17 protein-coding genes are annotated in these 16,660 nt (G+C 40.7%); 5 read left to right on the plus strand and 12 right to left on the minus strand.

Features of this window, described 5'->3' with window-relative positions:
* From OFO00_RS01520 to OFO00_RS01540, 5 genes are read right to left on the minus strand one after another with little or no spacing between them, the layout of a single operon-like run.
* The gene (locus tag OFO00_RS01520; protein ID WP_270864616.1) at positions 1 to 825 is read right to left on the minus strand and encodes a cell division protein FtsX; all 825 of its coding nucleotides are present in this window, start codon (positions 823 to 825) and stop codon (positions 1 to 3) included.
* Complete coding sequence (locus tag OFO00_RS01525; RefSeq protein ID WP_270864617.1) at positions 806 to 1,492, minus strand: cell division ATP-binding protein FtsE; 687 nt, start codon at positions 1,490 to 1,492, stop codon at positions 806 to 808. The genes OFO00_RS01520 and OFO00_RS01525 overlap by 20 nt, the downstream gene beginning before the upstream one ends.
* A complete protein-coding gene (trmB, locus tag OFO00_RS01530; RefSeq protein ID WP_270864618.1) occupies positions 1,480 to 2,664 on the minus strand; it encodes a tRNA (guanosine(46)-N7)-methyltransferase TrmB in 1,185 nt (394 codons plus the stop codon). The genes OFO00_RS01525 and trmB overlap by 13 nt, the downstream gene beginning before the upstream one ends.
* A gap of 1 nt (position 2,665) precedes the next feature.
* Positions 2,666 to 3,331, minus strand: a complete 666-nt coding sequence (locus OFO00_RS01535) for a hypothetical protein (protein WP_270859344.1) — start codon at positions 3,329 to 3,331, stop codon at positions 2,666 to 2,668.
* Positions 3,261 to 4,283, minus strand: a complete 1,023-nt coding sequence (locus OFO00_RS01540; protein ID WP_270864619.1) for an RluA family pseudouridine synthase — start codon at positions 4,281 to 4,283, stop codon at positions 3,261 to 3,263. Before OFO00_RS01540 ends, OFO00_RS01535 begins: the two co-directional genes overlap by 71 nt.
* 49 nt (positions 4,284 to 4,332) lie before the next feature.
* Between OFO00_RS01540 and OFO00_RS01545 the strand changes: the two genes are divergently transcribed.
* Positions 4,333 to 5,436 carry an FtsW/RodA/SpoVE family cell cycle protein gene (locus OFO00_RS01545; RefSeq protein WP_270864620.1) on the plus strand — a complete coding sequence of 368 codons (1,104 nt, stop codon included), beginning with the start codon at positions 4,333 to 4,335 and terminating at the stop codon, positions 5,434 to 5,436.
* 59 nt (positions 5,437 to 5,495) lie between these two features.
* Here OFO00_RS01545 and OFO00_RS01550 read toward each other — a convergent pair whose 3' ends face one another.
* The 6 genes from OFO00_RS01550 to OFO00_RS01575 form a co-directional block, all read right to left on the minus strand.
* Positions 5,496 to 7,577 carry an RNA degradosome polyphosphate kinase gene (locus OFO00_RS01550; protein WP_270864621.1) on the minus strand — a complete coding sequence of 694 codons (2,082 nt, stop codon included), beginning with the start codon at positions 7,575 to 7,577 and terminating at the stop codon, positions 5,496 to 5,498.
* A gap of 76 nt (positions 7,578 to 7,653) precedes the next feature.
* Complete coding sequence (locus OFO00_RS01555; RefSeq protein WP_270861963.1) at positions 7,654 to 8,478, minus strand: YihY family inner membrane protein; 825 nt, start codon at positions 8,476 to 8,478, stop codon at positions 7,654 to 7,656.
* A gap of 214 nt (positions 8,479 to 8,692) precedes the next feature.
* The gene (hpf, locus tag OFO00_RS01560; RefSeq protein ID WP_270864622.1) at positions 8,693 to 9,235 is read right to left on the minus strand and encodes a ribosome hibernation-promoting factor, HPF/YfiA family; all 543 of its coding nucleotides are present in this window, start codon (positions 9,233 to 9,235) and stop codon (positions 8,693 to 8,695) included.
* Between the two features lie 17 nt (positions 9,236 to 9,252).
* Positions 9,253 to 9,690 (minus strand): type II secretion system protein, encoded by a 438-nt coding sequence (locus tag OFO00_RS01565; RefSeq protein WP_270864623.1) that lies wholly within the window; start codon positions 9,688 to 9,690, stop codon positions 9,253 to 9,255.
* Between the two features lie 8 nt (positions 9,691 to 9,698).
* Positions 9,699 to 10,673, minus strand: coding sequence for a type II secretion system protein (locus OFO00_RS01570; protein WP_270864624.1), 975 nt, complete (start codon positions 10,671 to 10,673; stop codon positions 9,699 to 9,701).
* Between the two features lie 19 nt (positions 10,674 to 10,692).
* Positions 10,693 to 11,379, minus strand: coding sequence for a type IV pilus modification PilV family protein (locus OFO00_RS01575; protein WP_270864625.1), 687 nt, complete (start codon positions 11,377 to 11,379; stop codon positions 10,693 to 10,695).
* Between the two features lie 189 nt (positions 11,380 to 11,568).
* On the opposite strand from OFO00_RS01575, the gene OFO00_RS01580 reads away from it, so the two are divergent.
* The 4 genes from OFO00_RS01580 to OFO00_RS01595 are packed head-to-tail and all read left to right on the plus strand — an operon-like array spanning position 11,569 to position 15,918.
* Complete coding sequence (locus OFO00_RS01580) at positions 11,569 to 12,216, plus strand: outer membrane protein assembly factor BamD (protein WP_270859336.1); 648 nt, start codon at positions 11,569 to 11,571, stop codon at positions 12,214 to 12,216.
* Positions 12,217 to 12,226: 10 nt separating this feature from the next.
* Positions 12,227 to 14,623 carry an endopeptidase La gene (gene lon / locus OFO00_RS01585; RefSeq protein WP_270864626.1) on the plus strand — a complete coding sequence of 799 codons (2,397 nt, stop codon included), beginning with the start codon at positions 12,227 to 12,229 and terminating at the stop codon, positions 14,621 to 14,623.
* A 24-nt stretch (positions 14,624 to 14,647) separates the two neighbouring features.
* Positions 14,648 to 15,220, plus strand: a complete 573-nt coding sequence (hisB, locus tag OFO00_RS01590; protein WP_270864627.1) for an imidazoleglycerol-phosphate dehydratase HisB — start codon at positions 14,648 to 14,650, stop codon at positions 15,218 to 15,220.
* A gap of 23 nt (positions 15,221 to 15,243) precedes the next feature.
* Positions 15,244 to 15,918, plus strand: coding sequence for a tetratricopeptide repeat protein (locus tag OFO00_RS01595; RefSeq protein WP_270864628.1), 675 nt, complete (start codon positions 15,244 to 15,246; stop codon positions 15,916 to 15,918).
* A gap of 279 nt (positions 15,919 to 16,197) precedes the next feature.
* Here the strand turns inward: OFO00_RS01595 and OFO00_RS01600 are convergent, their stop codons facing one another.
* Complete coding sequence (locus tag OFO00_RS01600) at positions 16,198 to 16,587, minus strand: DoxX family protein (RefSeq protein WP_270859329.1); 390 nt, start codon at positions 16,585 to 16,587, stop codon at positions 16,198 to 16,200.
* Positions 16,588 to 16,660: the final 73 nt, after the last annotated feature.

A 16,660-nucleotide genomic window follows, 5' to 3' on the forward strand; every position in this document is an offset into this window, starting at 1 on the left:
TCATTGTGATTTTTTACCACTTACTTCTAGCATTACAAATGTAACTGCGATAAATGTCAGCCCCACAGCGATACCAAACAAAATCAGCGGTTCATACGGCAAAACAATCGTCTCACTTAAATTTGTGATTTGGCTCACGGTTTGCATGAAAATCGGCCAGTTTGGAAGCGCTAGATAAAACGCCACCACAATTAGCGTAGCTAGCACGCTATCGGCTAGTGCCATGCGGTATAGCCTGCCACTTTTTATCATAAAACTAGCGCCGAATAGCTCCATAATCTCGATTCGCTCTTTGTGCTCATAGACCCAAATTCGCATTTGGCGGTGAATTAGCATGAGACCCAAAACCACGATTAAAAGCGCAAATCCATAAACCAAACTTTTAATCAAAAGCAAAATTTTAAAAATATCATCGTGGGTTTTTTTGAAAATTTCAACCCTGCTAAGCGAACCCATGCTTTTTAGCGCGCTCTCTATGTCCTCTAAACGCGCGCTGTCTGGGAAGTTTTCGAGCTTAATGCTATAAAATTTAGGCAAATTTTTGCTAAGCTCGCCAAAGGCTGCTTCTGAAATTTTACCCTTTAATCTATCTGTGATATTATCAGCTGGAATTTCGATGATTTGGCTGATATCGCTGACCTTATCTTGCACTTCCTCTAAGCTTAGCGCCTTTTTTGAGACAAGGACGATGTTGTATTCGTTTTGGATAGATTTTTCGTAACTTTTGGCTAAATTATTTACAAAAATTCCAAACTGCACTGAAAACAAAAGCGCCACAAGCGAAAAAATAACCCCAAAATGCGTTTTAATCGATCTCAGTGACATGGGAGTCCTTTATCTCAAAATGTCTATGCGCAAAACGCAAAGTGCTAGGCATTTTGTGCGTTACGATGACCACGCAAGCGTTCCACGCCTCGCAGGCTGAGCGCAATAAATTCCAAATAATATCGCTTGAATAATCGTCCAAATTTCCCGTTGGTTCATCGCAAAGTAGCAAGCGTGGATTGTGCGCCATAGCGCGCGCTAGGGCGACGCGCTGCTGTTCGCCACCGCTTAGTTCTAGTGGATATTTGCCCATTTTGTGTCCAAGCTCGATATGGCGGAGCAGTTTTTTGGCCTGATCTTGGCAGACTTGCTCATTATAGCCCATAATCATCAGCGGCAGCATGATATTTCGCTCAATCGTCCATTCATTAATCAGCCTGTAATCTTGAAAAATTATGCCGATTCTTTGGCGCAGTGCGCGCAAATCACTGCGACTAATGCCGTTTAAATCGCACAGGCAAACATTAAGTTCGCCACTTTTGATATCCATATCGCCGTAAAATGACTTTAATAGCGTGCTTTTGCCACTTCCGCTTTTGCCTGTGATTACGACAAAATCCCTTGCGCCTATGCCAAAGCTAGCATTTTTTATGACCTCACCGCTATCATATCCCAGTGTAAGCCCCTCGGCGGTGATTATGTTATTATCAGCTCCTATGCCTGCCATAACTCAAAAATCTCCATTATTTTTTTGTGTGCTTTGTAATTTTCGCTTGTGGCTAGCGGAGTTTTTAAAAAATACTCCGTCTTTGCCCCGATGCGAATAAAGCATTGTTGCGGGAAGTCAAACGCCCCAAACGAGGTCAAAATCAAAACCTCATCGCTATCATCAAATTTGTAAATTCTCTCAAAATGGACAAAATATCCATCGCCTTTGATAGTTAAATTTTTGAAATTTTGCTCCATTTTTTGCGGGTTAAAATTTGAAAAATTCATATCAAATTTCGCCGGTTCTTCGCCGTTTTCATCGCTATTAGTAAAAATCAAATCAAAGATATTTTTATCCATTTTGCGCCAGCGATCCTCGTATTTCGAGCTAACGCTCAAATCTCTGTTTTTAAAATGCTCTATCGCGCCACGCCCTGCATTTTGCGCTACGCCAAATTTAGCCAAAGCATACTCAAAATACATATCGCTATCTGTGCGAAGCTCAAATTTCGCCCCTTTTTTGAGAGTTCGCACGCATTGATGAACAAACTCATCGCTAATGACTCTGCGATGTGGCGCATCGTCCCACGGAACTGGAAAATGCAAAAATATGCGAGAGAGCAAATTTGCTGGCATTAGCGAAAGCAAAATTCGCGCGTCAGTGTTTATCAAAGCGACATTTTCCAAACCATCTTTAATCGCTAGTTTTGCGACCTGCTCGATACTAGGCTTGTAAATTTCGATTCCAATCACCAGCGTTTGCGGATTTGTGCGAGCCTGATAGAGCAAATGTCTGCCCGAACCAAAGCCGATTTCGACGAAAATTTGGCTAAATTTCGTGGTTTTGAGTAAATTTAGCATTTCATCTTCGTCTAACACTAGCGGAGTTTTTTGGGTTAGGGATTTGCTTTTAAAGGCAAATGCGCTAAAAATCACACCACTTGCGAATTCTTTCTCGTAAATTTCAAGTGCGCGTTGCAAAATACCGATTTTGGCTGGTTTGGTGGTTTTTTCGCCTTTGACTACGACTTTGTCTTTGGCGTATTTGAGAGTGACGAAAAATTCGTTATCAAAGCACTTTGTGCGCACGAGCGTGCAACTCTCATCGCTAGCAGACTCCAAAAGCTCCACGCCCTCCTTGCTAAATGGAAGGCGCGGTAGTTCTACGCTTTTTGCAATAAAATTTGGCAATTTATTCCGCCATTTGACTTACTTGGATTGGCGCGCTTGGAAGCGAGAGCATGCCTGTTTGCGATTTTGCGATTATGCGGTATTCGTATCCTGCGGTGTAATTTACATAATCAATATACTCTGCGCTAAGTCTGCCTGCGATATCTTTGACGCCACTCCACGAATCAGCGCCTTTTACCCTGCGCTCGATAGTGTAGCTTGCCACGCGCAAATCAGGGTGCGGACGCCAGATGATTTTCACGCGATCTGGCAGTGCGTAAGCCTGCGCAAACGGCACAGAATCAATCGTCTTTGTCGTGCTTACAATCGCAGCAGGCGAGCTTTCGCCCACGCCATTTATGCCATAAGCGCGCACGGTGTATTTATACGATGTGTTTGGCTCTAAGCGAGTATCGGCAAAGTGCGTAGTGTATGGATCGGCTAGGGTGGCGATTTTTTTCGCTTCGCCACCACCCATATCAGCGCGATAAACCACAAATCCTAAAAGGTTAGGATATGAGCCGTAATTTGGCCACTCTAAGCCGATTTCGTTCGTACCAGAGATACTTTTAATCCCCTCGACGCGTGGCAAGCTTGCGTCATTTCCGCCCGGCACGCTATGAGAAGAGCAACCAGCCGCTAGTATCGCTAAACTCGCGCAAAATGCTACTTGGTAAAATTTTTTCATAAATTTCATCCTTTTTATCGTGATTTTGTATCAAATTCTCAAACTCCACCGGCAAAGGTGCCGTAATCTGCATACGCTCGCCACTTCGTGGGTGCGTGAAATACAGCACATAAGCGTGAAGTAAAATTCTTGCTATTTTATCTTTTTCGCTCTTAAATCCGTATAAATAATCGCCGATAATATGGCGATTAATCGAGCCCAAATGCACGCGGATTTGGTGTGTGCGCCCAGTAAAAAGCTTGGCTGCGATTAGGTTGATTTTGCCAAATTTATCGCTGCTATTCTGGCTAAATTTCGCCTGCCCCCAATCATCGCTAAAAATCGTATAAAACGCACTTTTTGCCTCGCGACCGCCCGGAATTATCGCCTTTTTTAGGCGGTTGTTTGGGTTGCGATCAATCGGGCGATCTATCACGCAGGGCTCTTTTAGGGGCAAATCCGTTAAGGCTAGGTAAATTCGCCCCATGCTTTTGTCGCTTAATTGCGCGCTTAGGGCTTGGTGAGTGGCGTTGTTTTTAGCCACGACCAAAGCCCCGCTAGTGCCCTTATCTAGGCGATGAACGATACCTGCACGGATTTGACCATTTATCGTAGAGAGCATAAAGCCTTTTTGCCTAAGCCACTCTACAATCGTGGCTTCTTTGACACTTGGGGCTGGGTGAACGACCACGCCAGCGGGCTTATTTAGCACTAGTAAATCATCGTCTTCGTATAAAATTTCAATCTCGCCCTCAAAGCTAAATTTCGCCTCATCGCTATGAGTAGGCGCAGGGTAAGCGACACTCACCTCATCGCCTAAATTTAGCTTTTGCGATGATTTGGTTATGATTTTTTGGTTTATAAAAACACTGCCTGATTTGATTAAATTCGAAATTTGATTGCGCGAAATGCCCAATTTTTCGCTTAAAAAAACATCGATTCTCGCCACGCAATCTGCTGTAAAATTATCCAAATTTATACCTTTTTTTGTTATTATCGCCCAAAATTTATTAGGACTTACTTTGAAATTTGACAAAAAGATTTTATCATATTTTGATTATATTCAACCTTTGCTGATTTTGCCGATTATTATTTTTTCATACCTTTTAATCAGCGAGGCAAATACCGCACTTGGCAACAAACAGCTTGTTTATTTTGGGGTTGGTTTTGTTGTTTTTATGGTCTTTTTTTTGTTTCCGATTCGCAAATTTTTGTATTTGATTCCGCTGTTTTACTGGGTGAATATCGCCTTGCTTTTAAGCGTGGAATTTTTCGGCATTAGCAAGCTTGGCGCGAAGCGTTGGTTGGAGTTGCCGTTCGTGCATTTTACCCTGCAACCAAGCGAGATTATGAAGCCAGCATGCATGCTAATGCTAATGTATCTAATCCACAAAAATCCGCCACCGCCCGATGGTTATGGCGTGAAGGACTTCGCTAAATTTAGCTTTTATATACTTTTGCCATTTGCGCTAATCGCCAAAGAACCAGACCTCGGAACCGCGCTAATTCTTTTTTTAATGGGATTTGCGACGCTTTTTATCATCGGCGTGAATAAAAAAATTTGGATTGCGCTGGTGCTAGCTTTTAGCGTTAGCTCGCCCGTGCTTTATAATAACCTGCACGATTACCAAAAAAAGCGCATTACGGATTTTTTGAGCGAAGAGCACAACTATCAGGTCAAACAAGCTGTCATCGCTATCGGAAATGGCGGAATTCGTGGTAAGGATTTCGAAGAAGCCACCCAAACTCACTTTAAATTTTTGCCAATTGCCACGAGTGATTTTATCTTTGCCTATATGGTAGAGCGCTTCGGATTTGTCGGCGCACTCGCGCTCATCGGCTTTTACGCGCTTTTAATCATGCACCTGCTTAGCCTAAATTACGACTTTGGTAGCGATTATCTCATACGGGTTTTTACCTCGGCTCTGGCGGCGCTGATTTTTATCTACGCTGGGGTTAATATCTCCATGGTCATCGGATTTGCCCCTGTCGTGGGGGTGCCGCTGCCGTTTTTTAGCTACGGGGGAAGTAGTTTTATCACATTTATGATTTTGTTTGGAATTTTGCAAAATTTGCTAACTTTTAGAAACAAAGACAATTACAAAACGATAAGTATTAGGCTGTAAATTTGAAAATTTGGCTAAATTTGGGCTAAATTTAGCGTGTAAATTTAGCCCAGATAAATTTAACTCTCTTTTAGAAGTTTCGTCGCTAAAATCGCGCCGTCATCGTGTTTGCGTGCAGATTTGTAAATTTTGTTAAAGAAAATTTCCAAATATTCGTGGTTATTAATGCGCTCTGCTTCGTTTGCCACGCTAATTGCGCTATATTCGCCGTCGCTTCCAAGCTCGTAAGCAAGCTCGGTATCGCTAAGCTGTAATTTTAAAATTTCTTTTAATTTATTTTGCAAAGCCTCGCTATAAATCGGCGTCATAAGCTCCAATCTGCGCTCTAAATTTCGTGGCATCCAATCCGCGCTTGCGATATATAGGCATGGTTCTGCGTGTTTGAAATAAAAAATTCTAGCGTGTTCTAGGTATTTGCCGATGATTGAGCGGACTTTGATATTTTCACTTAGTCCCGCCACACCCGGGCGCAAACAGCAAATTCCACGGATTATGAGATCGATCTTAACCCCAGCTTGGCTCGCTTTATAAAGCGCCTTTATCATATCGCTATCGACGAGGGCGTTCATTTTAGCGATGATTCTGCCGTCACTTCCCTTGCTCTCTTCGACCTTAATCATCTTTAAAATTCTCTCTTTTATCTGCATTGGCGACATTGAGAGATTGCCTAGTTTGCGGTTTTTGTTATAACCTGAGAGTATGTGGAAAAAATTCGTCGTATCCTTATCGAAAGTATCTCCGCAAGTAAAAAAGCTCACATCGGTGTAGATTTTCGCACTGCTTCCGTTGTAATTGCCCGTGCCTAAGTGGATATAAAATTTAAGCTTGCCGTCTTCTTTTTTGATGATTTGAGTGACTTTGGCATGGACTTTGAATCCTGCGATTCCATAAATCACATGCGCACCAGCGTCTTCTAGCGCCTTTGCCCAGTGCAGGTTGTTTTCCTCATCAAACCTAGCTTTTAGCTCGACCATTACGGTTACTTGTTTGCCATCGCTTGCAGCCTCGATTAGGCTTTGGACGATTGGCGAGTTTTTCTCCACGCGGTATAGCGTCATACGGATTGAGATAACTTTGGGGTCTTTGCTAGCTTCTTTTATGAGTTTTTGGACTGGATCGAAGCTCTCATAAGGGTGAAAAATCAAAATATCATCTTTTTCCATTGCGCTCATTACTGAGGTGTTTTCGTTAAAGGGAGGCAGTGTTTTTGGTAGGTATTGCGGGTGAGCTAGATAGGAAAAATCCTTGTTGCCAGCTATCTCCCAAAGCCCGTCAAGTGTGAGCGGGATCGAGCATTCGAAAATGTCTTTGTAGAAAATTTTAAGATGTTCGTTTAAGAAATTTAGCAAATCAGGGTCTGCGTTTTTGGCGATTTGAAGTCGCACGAAAGCCCCTTTGCGGCGCAGTTTAAGACCAGCTTCGAGTATCATCATAAAATCATCTGCTTCCTCTTCTTCGATTACGATATCGGCATTTCTTGTAACCCTAAACGCAGCCGAGCTGATTAGCTTATAGCCCGGGAAAATCTCCTCGGCGTGGCGATTTACGATTGAATCAATCGTTACATAGGTATTTTTTGCGACCTGCACAAATCTAGGAAGCACACGCGGGATCCTAATCATACCAAAATGAATCGCCTCTGGCGCATTTGCGTCGCAGAGTTTGACTGCAATCGAAAAGCTAAGGTTGTTTAGGTGCGGAAACGGGTGCGTCGCATCTACGGCGATCGGGATAATTACCGGCATGATTTGGTTGAAGAAAAACTCATCGGCACTTAGCTTTAAATCAGGGGTTAGCTCGTCGTAGTTTTTGATAAAAAGGCCGTTTTTGCTAAGCTCCTCTTTGATAGCGATATAGTGCGCTTCTAGCTCGTTTTGCTCTTGTTTGAGATATGAGCGGATCTCGCGCAACTGCTCCAATGGCGTCATCTCATCATCGCCACTAGCTGTTACGCCAGCTGTGAAAAGCTGTTTAAGCCCAGCCACACGAATCATATAAAACTCATCTAAATTTGTGCTATAAATCGCTACAAATTTCAATTTTTCAATCGGCGGAATTTGCTTTTGACACTGAGTTAAAACGCGCGAATTAAAGCGAAGCCAACTCAACTCTCTATTTAAAAATTTGCTTTGTTGCTCCATTTTATTTCCTTTTTTTTGGATTAAAAATTTTAAGATTATAACTCAAAAAAGATTAAAATGTGTTTTTTAATGAAATTTAATTGCGCTTTAAATTTTTAAAACAATTATCCAAATAAACGCAAAATTTCACGCCATTTAGATAAAAAATCCAACTTATGTAAATCCACAAAAAGAAAAACAGCGCCACCGAAAATGAGCCATAAATGCTAAGATAGGTTTTGTTATAAAACACATACTGCGCGAAAATAATCTTAGAAATCCACCATAATGTGGAGGCTACGAGAGAGGATATAAGCACGGCTTTGGGACGAATTTCGCGGTTTATCGCCGTAGCGTAAGTGATAGCAAAAATAGCCCAAATGATAACAAATGGCAAAACCGAGAGCAAATTTATCCACCTAGAAAATTCGGTTTTATCGAGTAAATTTTGAAGTTCTGAGCTGATGAAAAACGACGCACCAAGCCCCACGGGAGCCAGCGTCATAAGCGTCCAGTATGTGCTAAGGCCTTTGAAAAATCCGCGCTTTGGCGAGTGCGAAATCTGCGCGATAATCTCTTCAAAATCATCAAAAAACAAAATCGAAGTTACAAGCACCGCCAAAAATCCCAGTGCGCCAAGGCTTAGGCCATTTGCCATAAACTCTTCCAAATACGGAATCAGGCTTTCTTGGTTGGCTGGAAGCAGGTTTGAGAAGATAAATGCCTTGATTTTGGCGTAATAATCGTGGAAACTAGGCAGCTGCATAAATACGCTCAAAGATACCATAAGCACGGGCAAAAGCGCCAAAATAGTGTGAAAACTTAGCGACGAGGCGTAGTGCATGAGGTGCGGATCGTAAATCTTGCGCCAGGATTTGATAAAAATTTTAAATTCGTCCAAAAATATCTTTAAATTTTTCATTTCGCAATTTTAGCTAAAATTTTAAAAATTTGGGTAAAAATGAAATTTAGAAAGGTTAAATTTGGCAAAATTTGAAATTCTTTAAATTTGTGGAATTTATAAATTTTGATTTTTAAATTTGTAGTTTGCAATTCTAAATTCTGCAAAAATTTGGCATAAAAAACGGACAGGCGAACCTGTCCGTGGAATTTGGCAAAATTTAGAAAATCAAATCCTAGAATAATCCAAATTTGCCGTCTTTGCGTTTGTATAAAACGCGCATTTTAGCGTCCATATCGTTGAAAACTAGAAATTGATCGGTGCTTTCTTTTAATTTATTTAGCGCCTCGTCGATTTCTAGCGGTTTGTAAAGATCTAGCTCTGTTGGGACGATTTCATCGACATTATCGTCTAAATTCGGCTCGCTAGCCTTGATGATTTCATCTACTGCGCTTTGTTTCATATCATCGCGGTTTTTGTGCGAATTTACCTTGTCATGATAGCGACGAAGCACTTTTGCAAGGCGATTTGTTGCGTTATCTACCGCTGCGTATAGGTCTTTGTCTTTTTCGCGCACGACAATTGTGTCTTGGTGAGCCAAATTTAGCGAAAAATCCATGACGAAGCCCTTGCGACCTTGTTTTTCATCTGCTGATACGACAGCGCGACCTGATATAATGTCAAGGTTGTATTTTTTTAGACTATCAAACGCTTGTGCGATATAATCCTTAATAGCGTCTGTTAGTTCAAACTGTTTTCCTACTATACTTAAATTCATTCTTTCCTCCATTGAAATTAAGGTTTTTGTATTGTTCTTCTATGGTATCTGATTTGCGGTGAATCAAGAGCAGCGGTTGATGTAACAGTAACATCTACTAGTGCCGCATTACTTGGACGACCAGGTAGCGGAATTACACCTATGGTATTACCTGCGCCACAACCTAATTTTGAATCCAAATAATATATTCTAACATTTGCTATAAATAATGGATCGGCTGCATTTGGATATGTGATTGCTATACTATTTAAGCAGTTTATTCCATAGTCGTGCTTTTGCATAGCCAAAACAGCATACTCTGTCGCACTTTGCGCTAAAAGCACAGCTTGTTCGCGGTTGTGAGCATTATTTGTATCACGGGCTGTCATCGTAGCGATAGAAAGCGCAGTAATAGCCGTAGTGGCAACTAAAACGATAAAAAATATTGCGGCTATCAAGCCAAAAGCTCTTCTCATCTTTTTCATTAGTACACCACCTGAGATTTACACATAATCATATCTAATTGATTAGGGTCAAAATTTCTACCATTATCTCTCATACATAATTTCATAGCGACAGCACCACCATCATCTCTAAACAAAAACATAGAAACATCTTCTGCAATTAAAGAACTAGTGGTATTTTCGCCATTGTATGTTTCGCCATCCCAAGGTCTGTAATTATATGATAACATCAAGTCAAAATTTCTACTAGGTTGGCCACCATAACCAACAACCTGTGTCCCAACAGGATAAATTGCATACGCAGAGTGTGCTACATAGTATTGATCTGAAAATTCCCTTACCCAACCACCAGTATCATCTAAATGCTCTGGATAATTGCTAATAACCAATTCCTCATCATTTCCAGGTTCTCTTACGCTAGCCACATAGGCCCTATCTGCATCATTGCCAGTGCCACTATACCCATACGCTGTATTGATATTTGTTCCATCATAGTCATTAGCAAGTGTTGAAAACACCACGACAAAAGCACCATCAGCATGATTTCTGTCTATGTTTTTCAAAATGCCTGATATATTTCTTAAAGCACTTCCTTGCGTTGTGATATTATAATCCGTACCAGGTCGAGGCAACGGATCAGGTAAAGAATTATAATCAGCAAAGCCACTCCAACCAGGATTTCTATTGTTTATATCCTTAGTTTCTACGCTTTGTCCAATCCACTCTATAATGTCATAAGCTGGCGTAATACCCGCTAGATTAATAAAATTATTATCAGCCGCTATTCTACCAATCGTGCTACCATAAATTCGATATTCTAATCTATTTGATATCAAAGTAATCGCATTTTGTGTTCTTGATTCTAGCTGATTTAATGCACGAGTATGGACATAAGACCTATAAATCTGCGAATACAAATCAGCACCAAACATAGAGATTATGCCTAAAATCACTATGACCATTACTAATTCTATTAAAGTAAAACCCTTTTTCATATCATATTCCTAACCATTATTATCTATATACAGATCTTTTGTCTGGTCTGCTAGAACCTATATTAAAAGCATAATAGTTCAAAGCCACACTAGCACCATCTTCTGCCGAATTTGTTGATGTTACTCTTATCCATTTAACATCCGTAGGAGCTCCATCTGCAAAAACATCACTAAAATTTGCCACTAAATCTTGGCTATTAGCATAATCAGATCCGGCAGCTATCGGATCTGCTACATAATGAACAGCTACATTTGTAGTTGTTTGAAGAACAAAATCTCCCGTAACCAAATCACTAGTAGTCATAGTTCTGCTAAACAAATTAAAATCATCCATATCCTTATATAATCCGGTTCCGCCAAATGAGACATTGTTTTCTCCTATGCCAAAACTACCATATGGCGTTGGTGTCCTTGCACTTATATCTCGATTGGTGCCGAGTCGTATTTCTTGTGTATTACCAGCTGCTATGGTAACGCTTTGGATTACTGGGGCAATGCAGTTTTCGTCATCTATGCAATAATTGCTATCCCACTTCGCCGGCTGAATACGGCTCATCATAGATTTAGCATGATAAACAAGCTCCTGTTGCACAGCAAACATATTTAAATTTACCGTCTGAGCGACTATACGCGGTATGGCCATTGTAGTAATAGCCAAGATTACGATGGTAAAGACCAACTCAATCAGAGTGAAACCCTTTTTCATCTCGCCTTCCTTAAATTTTACTCATGGATACTCAATATCCACTGCTAGACGCATAATTATACAACGCAAAACCTTAAATTTGCTATTTTTACGCATACAAAATGAAATTTTTAAAATTTGAGTGAAATTTTGGTGTATATTTACCTAAATATTATAGAATTGCGGGTTAAAATTTCACAAGGAAAAAATATGCAAAATTTAATCAAATTTCTACTTTGTGCCTTATTTGTCGCATTTATCGGCGGTTGTAGCTCGAAGGGCGATGGCACACTTTTTAACCTCAGCCAAGAAGCATGGTATGCGCAAATCCTAGACGATTTAAACTCGCTTTCATACGATGACGCTGAGACGCACTACACGAGCTTTGCTAGCGAGCACATCGCTTCACCGCTTTTGGAAGAAATGACGCTGATTATGGCACAAGCCTTCGTCGATGACGAAAATTACGAAAAAGCAAACAAATATCTAGACGAATACATACGCAGATACGGCACCGCGAGAAAAATCGAATATGCAAGATACCTAAAAATCAGAGCAAATTTCGACTCATTTTCACGCCCAGGCCGCAATCAGCGATTAATGCTAAATAGCATAGACGAAATTCGCAAATTTATCATCGAATACCCTCAAAGCCAGTATAGACCGCTATTAGAAACCATGATGACCAAACTTCGCTTAGCCGAACACCAGCTCAATAAAGACATAAAAGACCTTTACGAGCGCACTGGCAAGGACGAATCAGCTAAAATTTACGAAAGCAGAATCGAAAATTCGCCGATGAACAGCACCGAGATTATCAAACCGCAATCCCCATGGTATCGCGCGATATTTGAGTAGGAAATTTCTAATGCAGTTATCACAAAATAAAAAATTTCCCACAGATTTGCCGATTTTGGTCGAGGACGAGCTGTTTTTATACCCGTTTATGATAACTCCACTTTTCATAAGCGATGAAAAAAACAAAAGAGCCATCGATCTTGCGATAAAAAACGAATCTATGATAATGGTAGTAAGCTCGACGCCCGAATTTAACGGCGACAGAAGCTTCGGCGGGATTTATCATATCGGCGTAATCGGCACTATCATGCGCACAGTGCCACTTCCTGATGGCAGGGTTAAAATTTTATTCCAAGGCTCCGCAAAAGGCAAAATTCTGCACGAAATTTCACAAAACCCGCTATTTGCCACTATCGGTATCGTCCATGATGAGCGAGGCGACGGAGCGAAAATCGACGCATCAATCAATGTTTTAAAAGAGAGAGTCAAAGCCCTAAGTAGCCTAACGCACTTTTTCCCAAATGATCTGCTTAAAACTATCGAGGAAAACACAGATGCATCGCGAATTTGCGATTTAACACTAAGCGCGCTCAGGGTCAAAAAAGAGATAGCGTATTCGTTTTTTTCGCAGTTAAATTTAGAAAAAAGAATTTTCGATCTCATCGCCTACATTGCCGATGAAATCGAATCTTATCGCCTCGAAAAAGAGATCAAAAGCAAGGTTCATAGCAAAATCGATCAAACAAACAAAGAGTATTTTTTAAAAGAGCAATTAAAACAGATCCAAAAAGAGCTTGGCTCAGATAGCGATAGAGAGGTCGAAATCGAAGAATACAGAAAAAAGCTAGACCTAAAAAAGCCATTTATCAGCGATGAAGCCTACAAAGAGATAAAAAAGCAAATCGACAAATTTGCACGCCTTCACCCAGACAGCGCAGACGCAGGGCTTTCGCAAAGCTATCTAGACTGGGTTTTGGAAATCCCATTTGAGCAAATGGCAAAGGAAAAACTCTCAATCCAAAGCGTAAGCAAACAGCTAAACAAAGACCATTATTCCCTAGAAAAGCCAAAAGAGCGTATCGAAGAGTATTTCGCGCTAAAAGAGCTTTTAGAGCTTCGCGGAAGCGTGGATAAAGAGGGCAAACGCGTGAATAACGGCGCGATTTTGTGCTTTTACGGACCTCCTGGCGTGGGTAAAACCAGCCTTGCAAACTCAATCGCAACTGCGCTAAAACGCAAATTAATCCGTATTGCGCTTGGCGGATTAGAAGATGTAAATGAGTTAAGAGGGCATCGCCGCACCTATGTAGGCGCCATGCCAGGGCGTTTGGTGCAGGGTTTAATCAGCGCAAAACAGATGAATCCTGTCGTCGTGCTAGATGAAATCGACAAGGTATCCACCTCGTATAAAGGCGATCCGACCGCTGTTTTGCTCGAAATTTTAGATCCAGAGCAAAATTCAGCATTTAGGGATTATTATCTAAATTTCGATATCGATTTAAGCAAGATTATTTTTATCGCCACAGCGAACGATATTTCTCAAATACCTGCCCCACTTCGCGACAGAATGGAGTTTATCGGGCTTAGCTCATACACTCCGCAAGAGAAATTTCAAATCGCAAAAAACTATCTAATCCCACAGGAATTAGAGCGACACGGGCTAAAACCAGCCGATATCAGCTTTCACTCTACTGCGCTTGAAAAAATCATCGCCGAATACACCAGAGAGTCAGGCGTGCGTAACCTGCGCCGCCAAATCGCTGCGATTTGCCGTAAAATCGCCGTTAGAATTCTAAAAGATAGTGAATTTAAAAAACTTGCCATAACAACCAAAAATTTAGAAGAATTTTTGGATAAAAAGGTTTTTGAAATCGACGCCGTGAAAAAAACGAACCAAATCGGCATTGTAAATGGCCTAGCTTGGACAAGCGTGGGCGGTGATGTTCTAAAAATCGAAGCGATTAAAATCAAGGGCAAGGGTGCGATGACGATTACCGGTCAGCTTGGCGATGTGATGAAGGAATCTGCTCAAATCGCATTTAGCGTGGTAAAAGTCCTAATCGATAATGGAAAATTAAAATTTGAAAAAAGCGCAAATTTGGCGAAAGACGAGCAAATTTATAACAAATTTGACCTGCATATCCATGTCCCAGAGGGCGCTACGCCAAAAGACGGTCCAAGCGCTGGAATCACGCTAGCAACGGCGATTGCGTCGATTTTAAGCGAGAAAAAGGTGCGCTTCGATGTGGCGATGACGGGCGAGATTACGCTAAGTGGGGCCGTGCTTGCAATCGGCGGTTTAAAAGAAAAGCTAATCGCTGCACACAAGGCCAAAATCACACACGCCCTAATCCCGCGCAAAAATTTCGAGCGCGATTTGGACGAGATTCCAGATGAAGTCAAAAACGCCATGCAAATCACGCCAGTCGATCACATAGAAGATGTGCTAAAAATCGCATTGGTCTGAATTTAGCCTTTTAAAGGAGATGAAATGATAAGCAAAACTAGAAAAACGAAAGAAACTGACATTAGTTTAGAACTTGAAATTTACGGCTCAGGCAAGGCTGAGATTAGCACAGGAATTGGCTTTTTCGACCACATGCTAACAGCGCTTTGCAAACACTCATTAATGGATATAAAGCTTGTTTGCAAGGGCGATTTGGAAGTGGATTTTCACCACAGCGTCGAAGACTGCGGAATCGTGCTGGGCGAAGCGATAAAAGAAGCGATTTATCCGATTCAAAATGTCGAGCGATACGGCGATAGCGTGGTTGTGATGGACGAAGCAGCGACTAGCTGTGCTTTGGATCTCTCAAACCGAGCATTTTTGGTTTATGAGGGTCTTAAAACTGGCAAAATCGGCGAATTTGACGCTGAGTTAATCGCTGAGTTTTTCAGAGCTCTTGCATTTAATGCAAATATTACGCTGCATCTCATAAATTTGCGTGGCGAAAACGCTCATCACATAGCAGAAGCGTCGTTTAAAGCATTTGCAGTCGCATTTAGACGAGCCGTCGCCAAAAATTCACGCACAGGAACTCCAAGCACAAAAGGTGTTTTGTAGAATTTTAATTTTTTAGGAAAATAATGAAAAAATTTATATTTTTATTGATATTTATTGTAAATTTTGGATTTTGCGAACCATATGAGCCATTTGATTTTAACAAAACAATAATTAAAACAGATGATGGTGGCAGACTTGATTTGGATAATCTCCATAAGAGTGTCGATAATATTTATAAACACTCTATGTATTATCCGCTACATTTTGATAATCAAAAAGACAAGGAAACCGCAAGAGCCGATTTGAGAGTGTTGTTAAGTATTTTTGATTGGTTGAGAGAAAATAAAAAATTTGAGACTATGTCGGCAAAGGAACAATTTTATCTTGATTGGCAAAATACTAGGCTTTTTGTAATGGCACATAACTTTGATATGGGTGAAAATTTTGCCAAACAAGCAGATGAGAGTTATGAAAGATTATTGAAATTCGATAAAAATGGTAAAATTCGAACCGAATTTGCTGATTTTTTAGCAAACAGCAACAGAATAGAAAGAGCCGAGAGCGAATTTGAAACAGCAATCAACGAAGGAAGCGAAAGCGCACATTATGGTCTTGCAATCGCATATATGGCACAAAATAAAAAAGATAAAGCTATAAAAGAATTACAAATTTATATATCAAAATTTCCAAATGATGATAGCGCAAAGAAAATGCTAGAAATTTTTAGCAACTCGGAAGTAAAAATTAATAAAAAATAAAACGAAAATATCGCCAAAATTTTAGAGCGGATTTTAAGCAACCAAGGTCAAGAAATCATCGAGCAAAGCGGATATGTGGGGGTAAAATAGTGTTTTTTATTTTTGTAATTTTACTAATAATAACGCTACTTTTTGGATTTATTGCATCTTTTGTAAATTTATGCAAAACTCGGACTATGGCAGATTTCGCCACTTTTATATTTTGGATTTTGTGTTTAGCTATTTTATTAATTTTATTTTCAAATATGACTTCACTTGGTATTTGAAATTTGCTAAATTTCAATCCCTCACCACGCTAAATCTTCCGCCGCCGCAGGCCAGCAAGCAAAGTGAAATTCCGATATAAAGGTATAAAATCTCCGCCTCAAATCCGCCGTGTTTTGATAATGCCAAAAAATCAGGGTGCGCTAGATAAAATATCACGCCGCACAGCCCAAGCACGATGAGCGCGCCCACGCGGGTGAAAAATCCAATGATTATCATCACTGGTGCGACGACTTCGCCCAAATACACGCCATACGCGATAAATTCAGGCAATCCCTTTGCGCCCAGCATGCCCTTTATACCGCCCACGCCGTTCATTATCTTTGCCACACCATGCATAAAAAGGCAGACTCCAAGCGTCAAACGAAGCATTAATAATCCGAAATTTGGAAATGATTTAGGCATAGATAGTCCCTTTTGTGGCAAAATTTTAAAATTTTAAAATTTGGCAAAATTCAAGAATTCTAAAATTTTAAAA

Origin of the sequence: Campylobacter sp. VBCF_04 NA7, from assembly GCF_027737405.1 — a bacterium.
GTDB lineage: Bacteria > Campylobacterota > Campylobacteria > Campylobacterales > Campylobacteraceae > Campylobacter_B.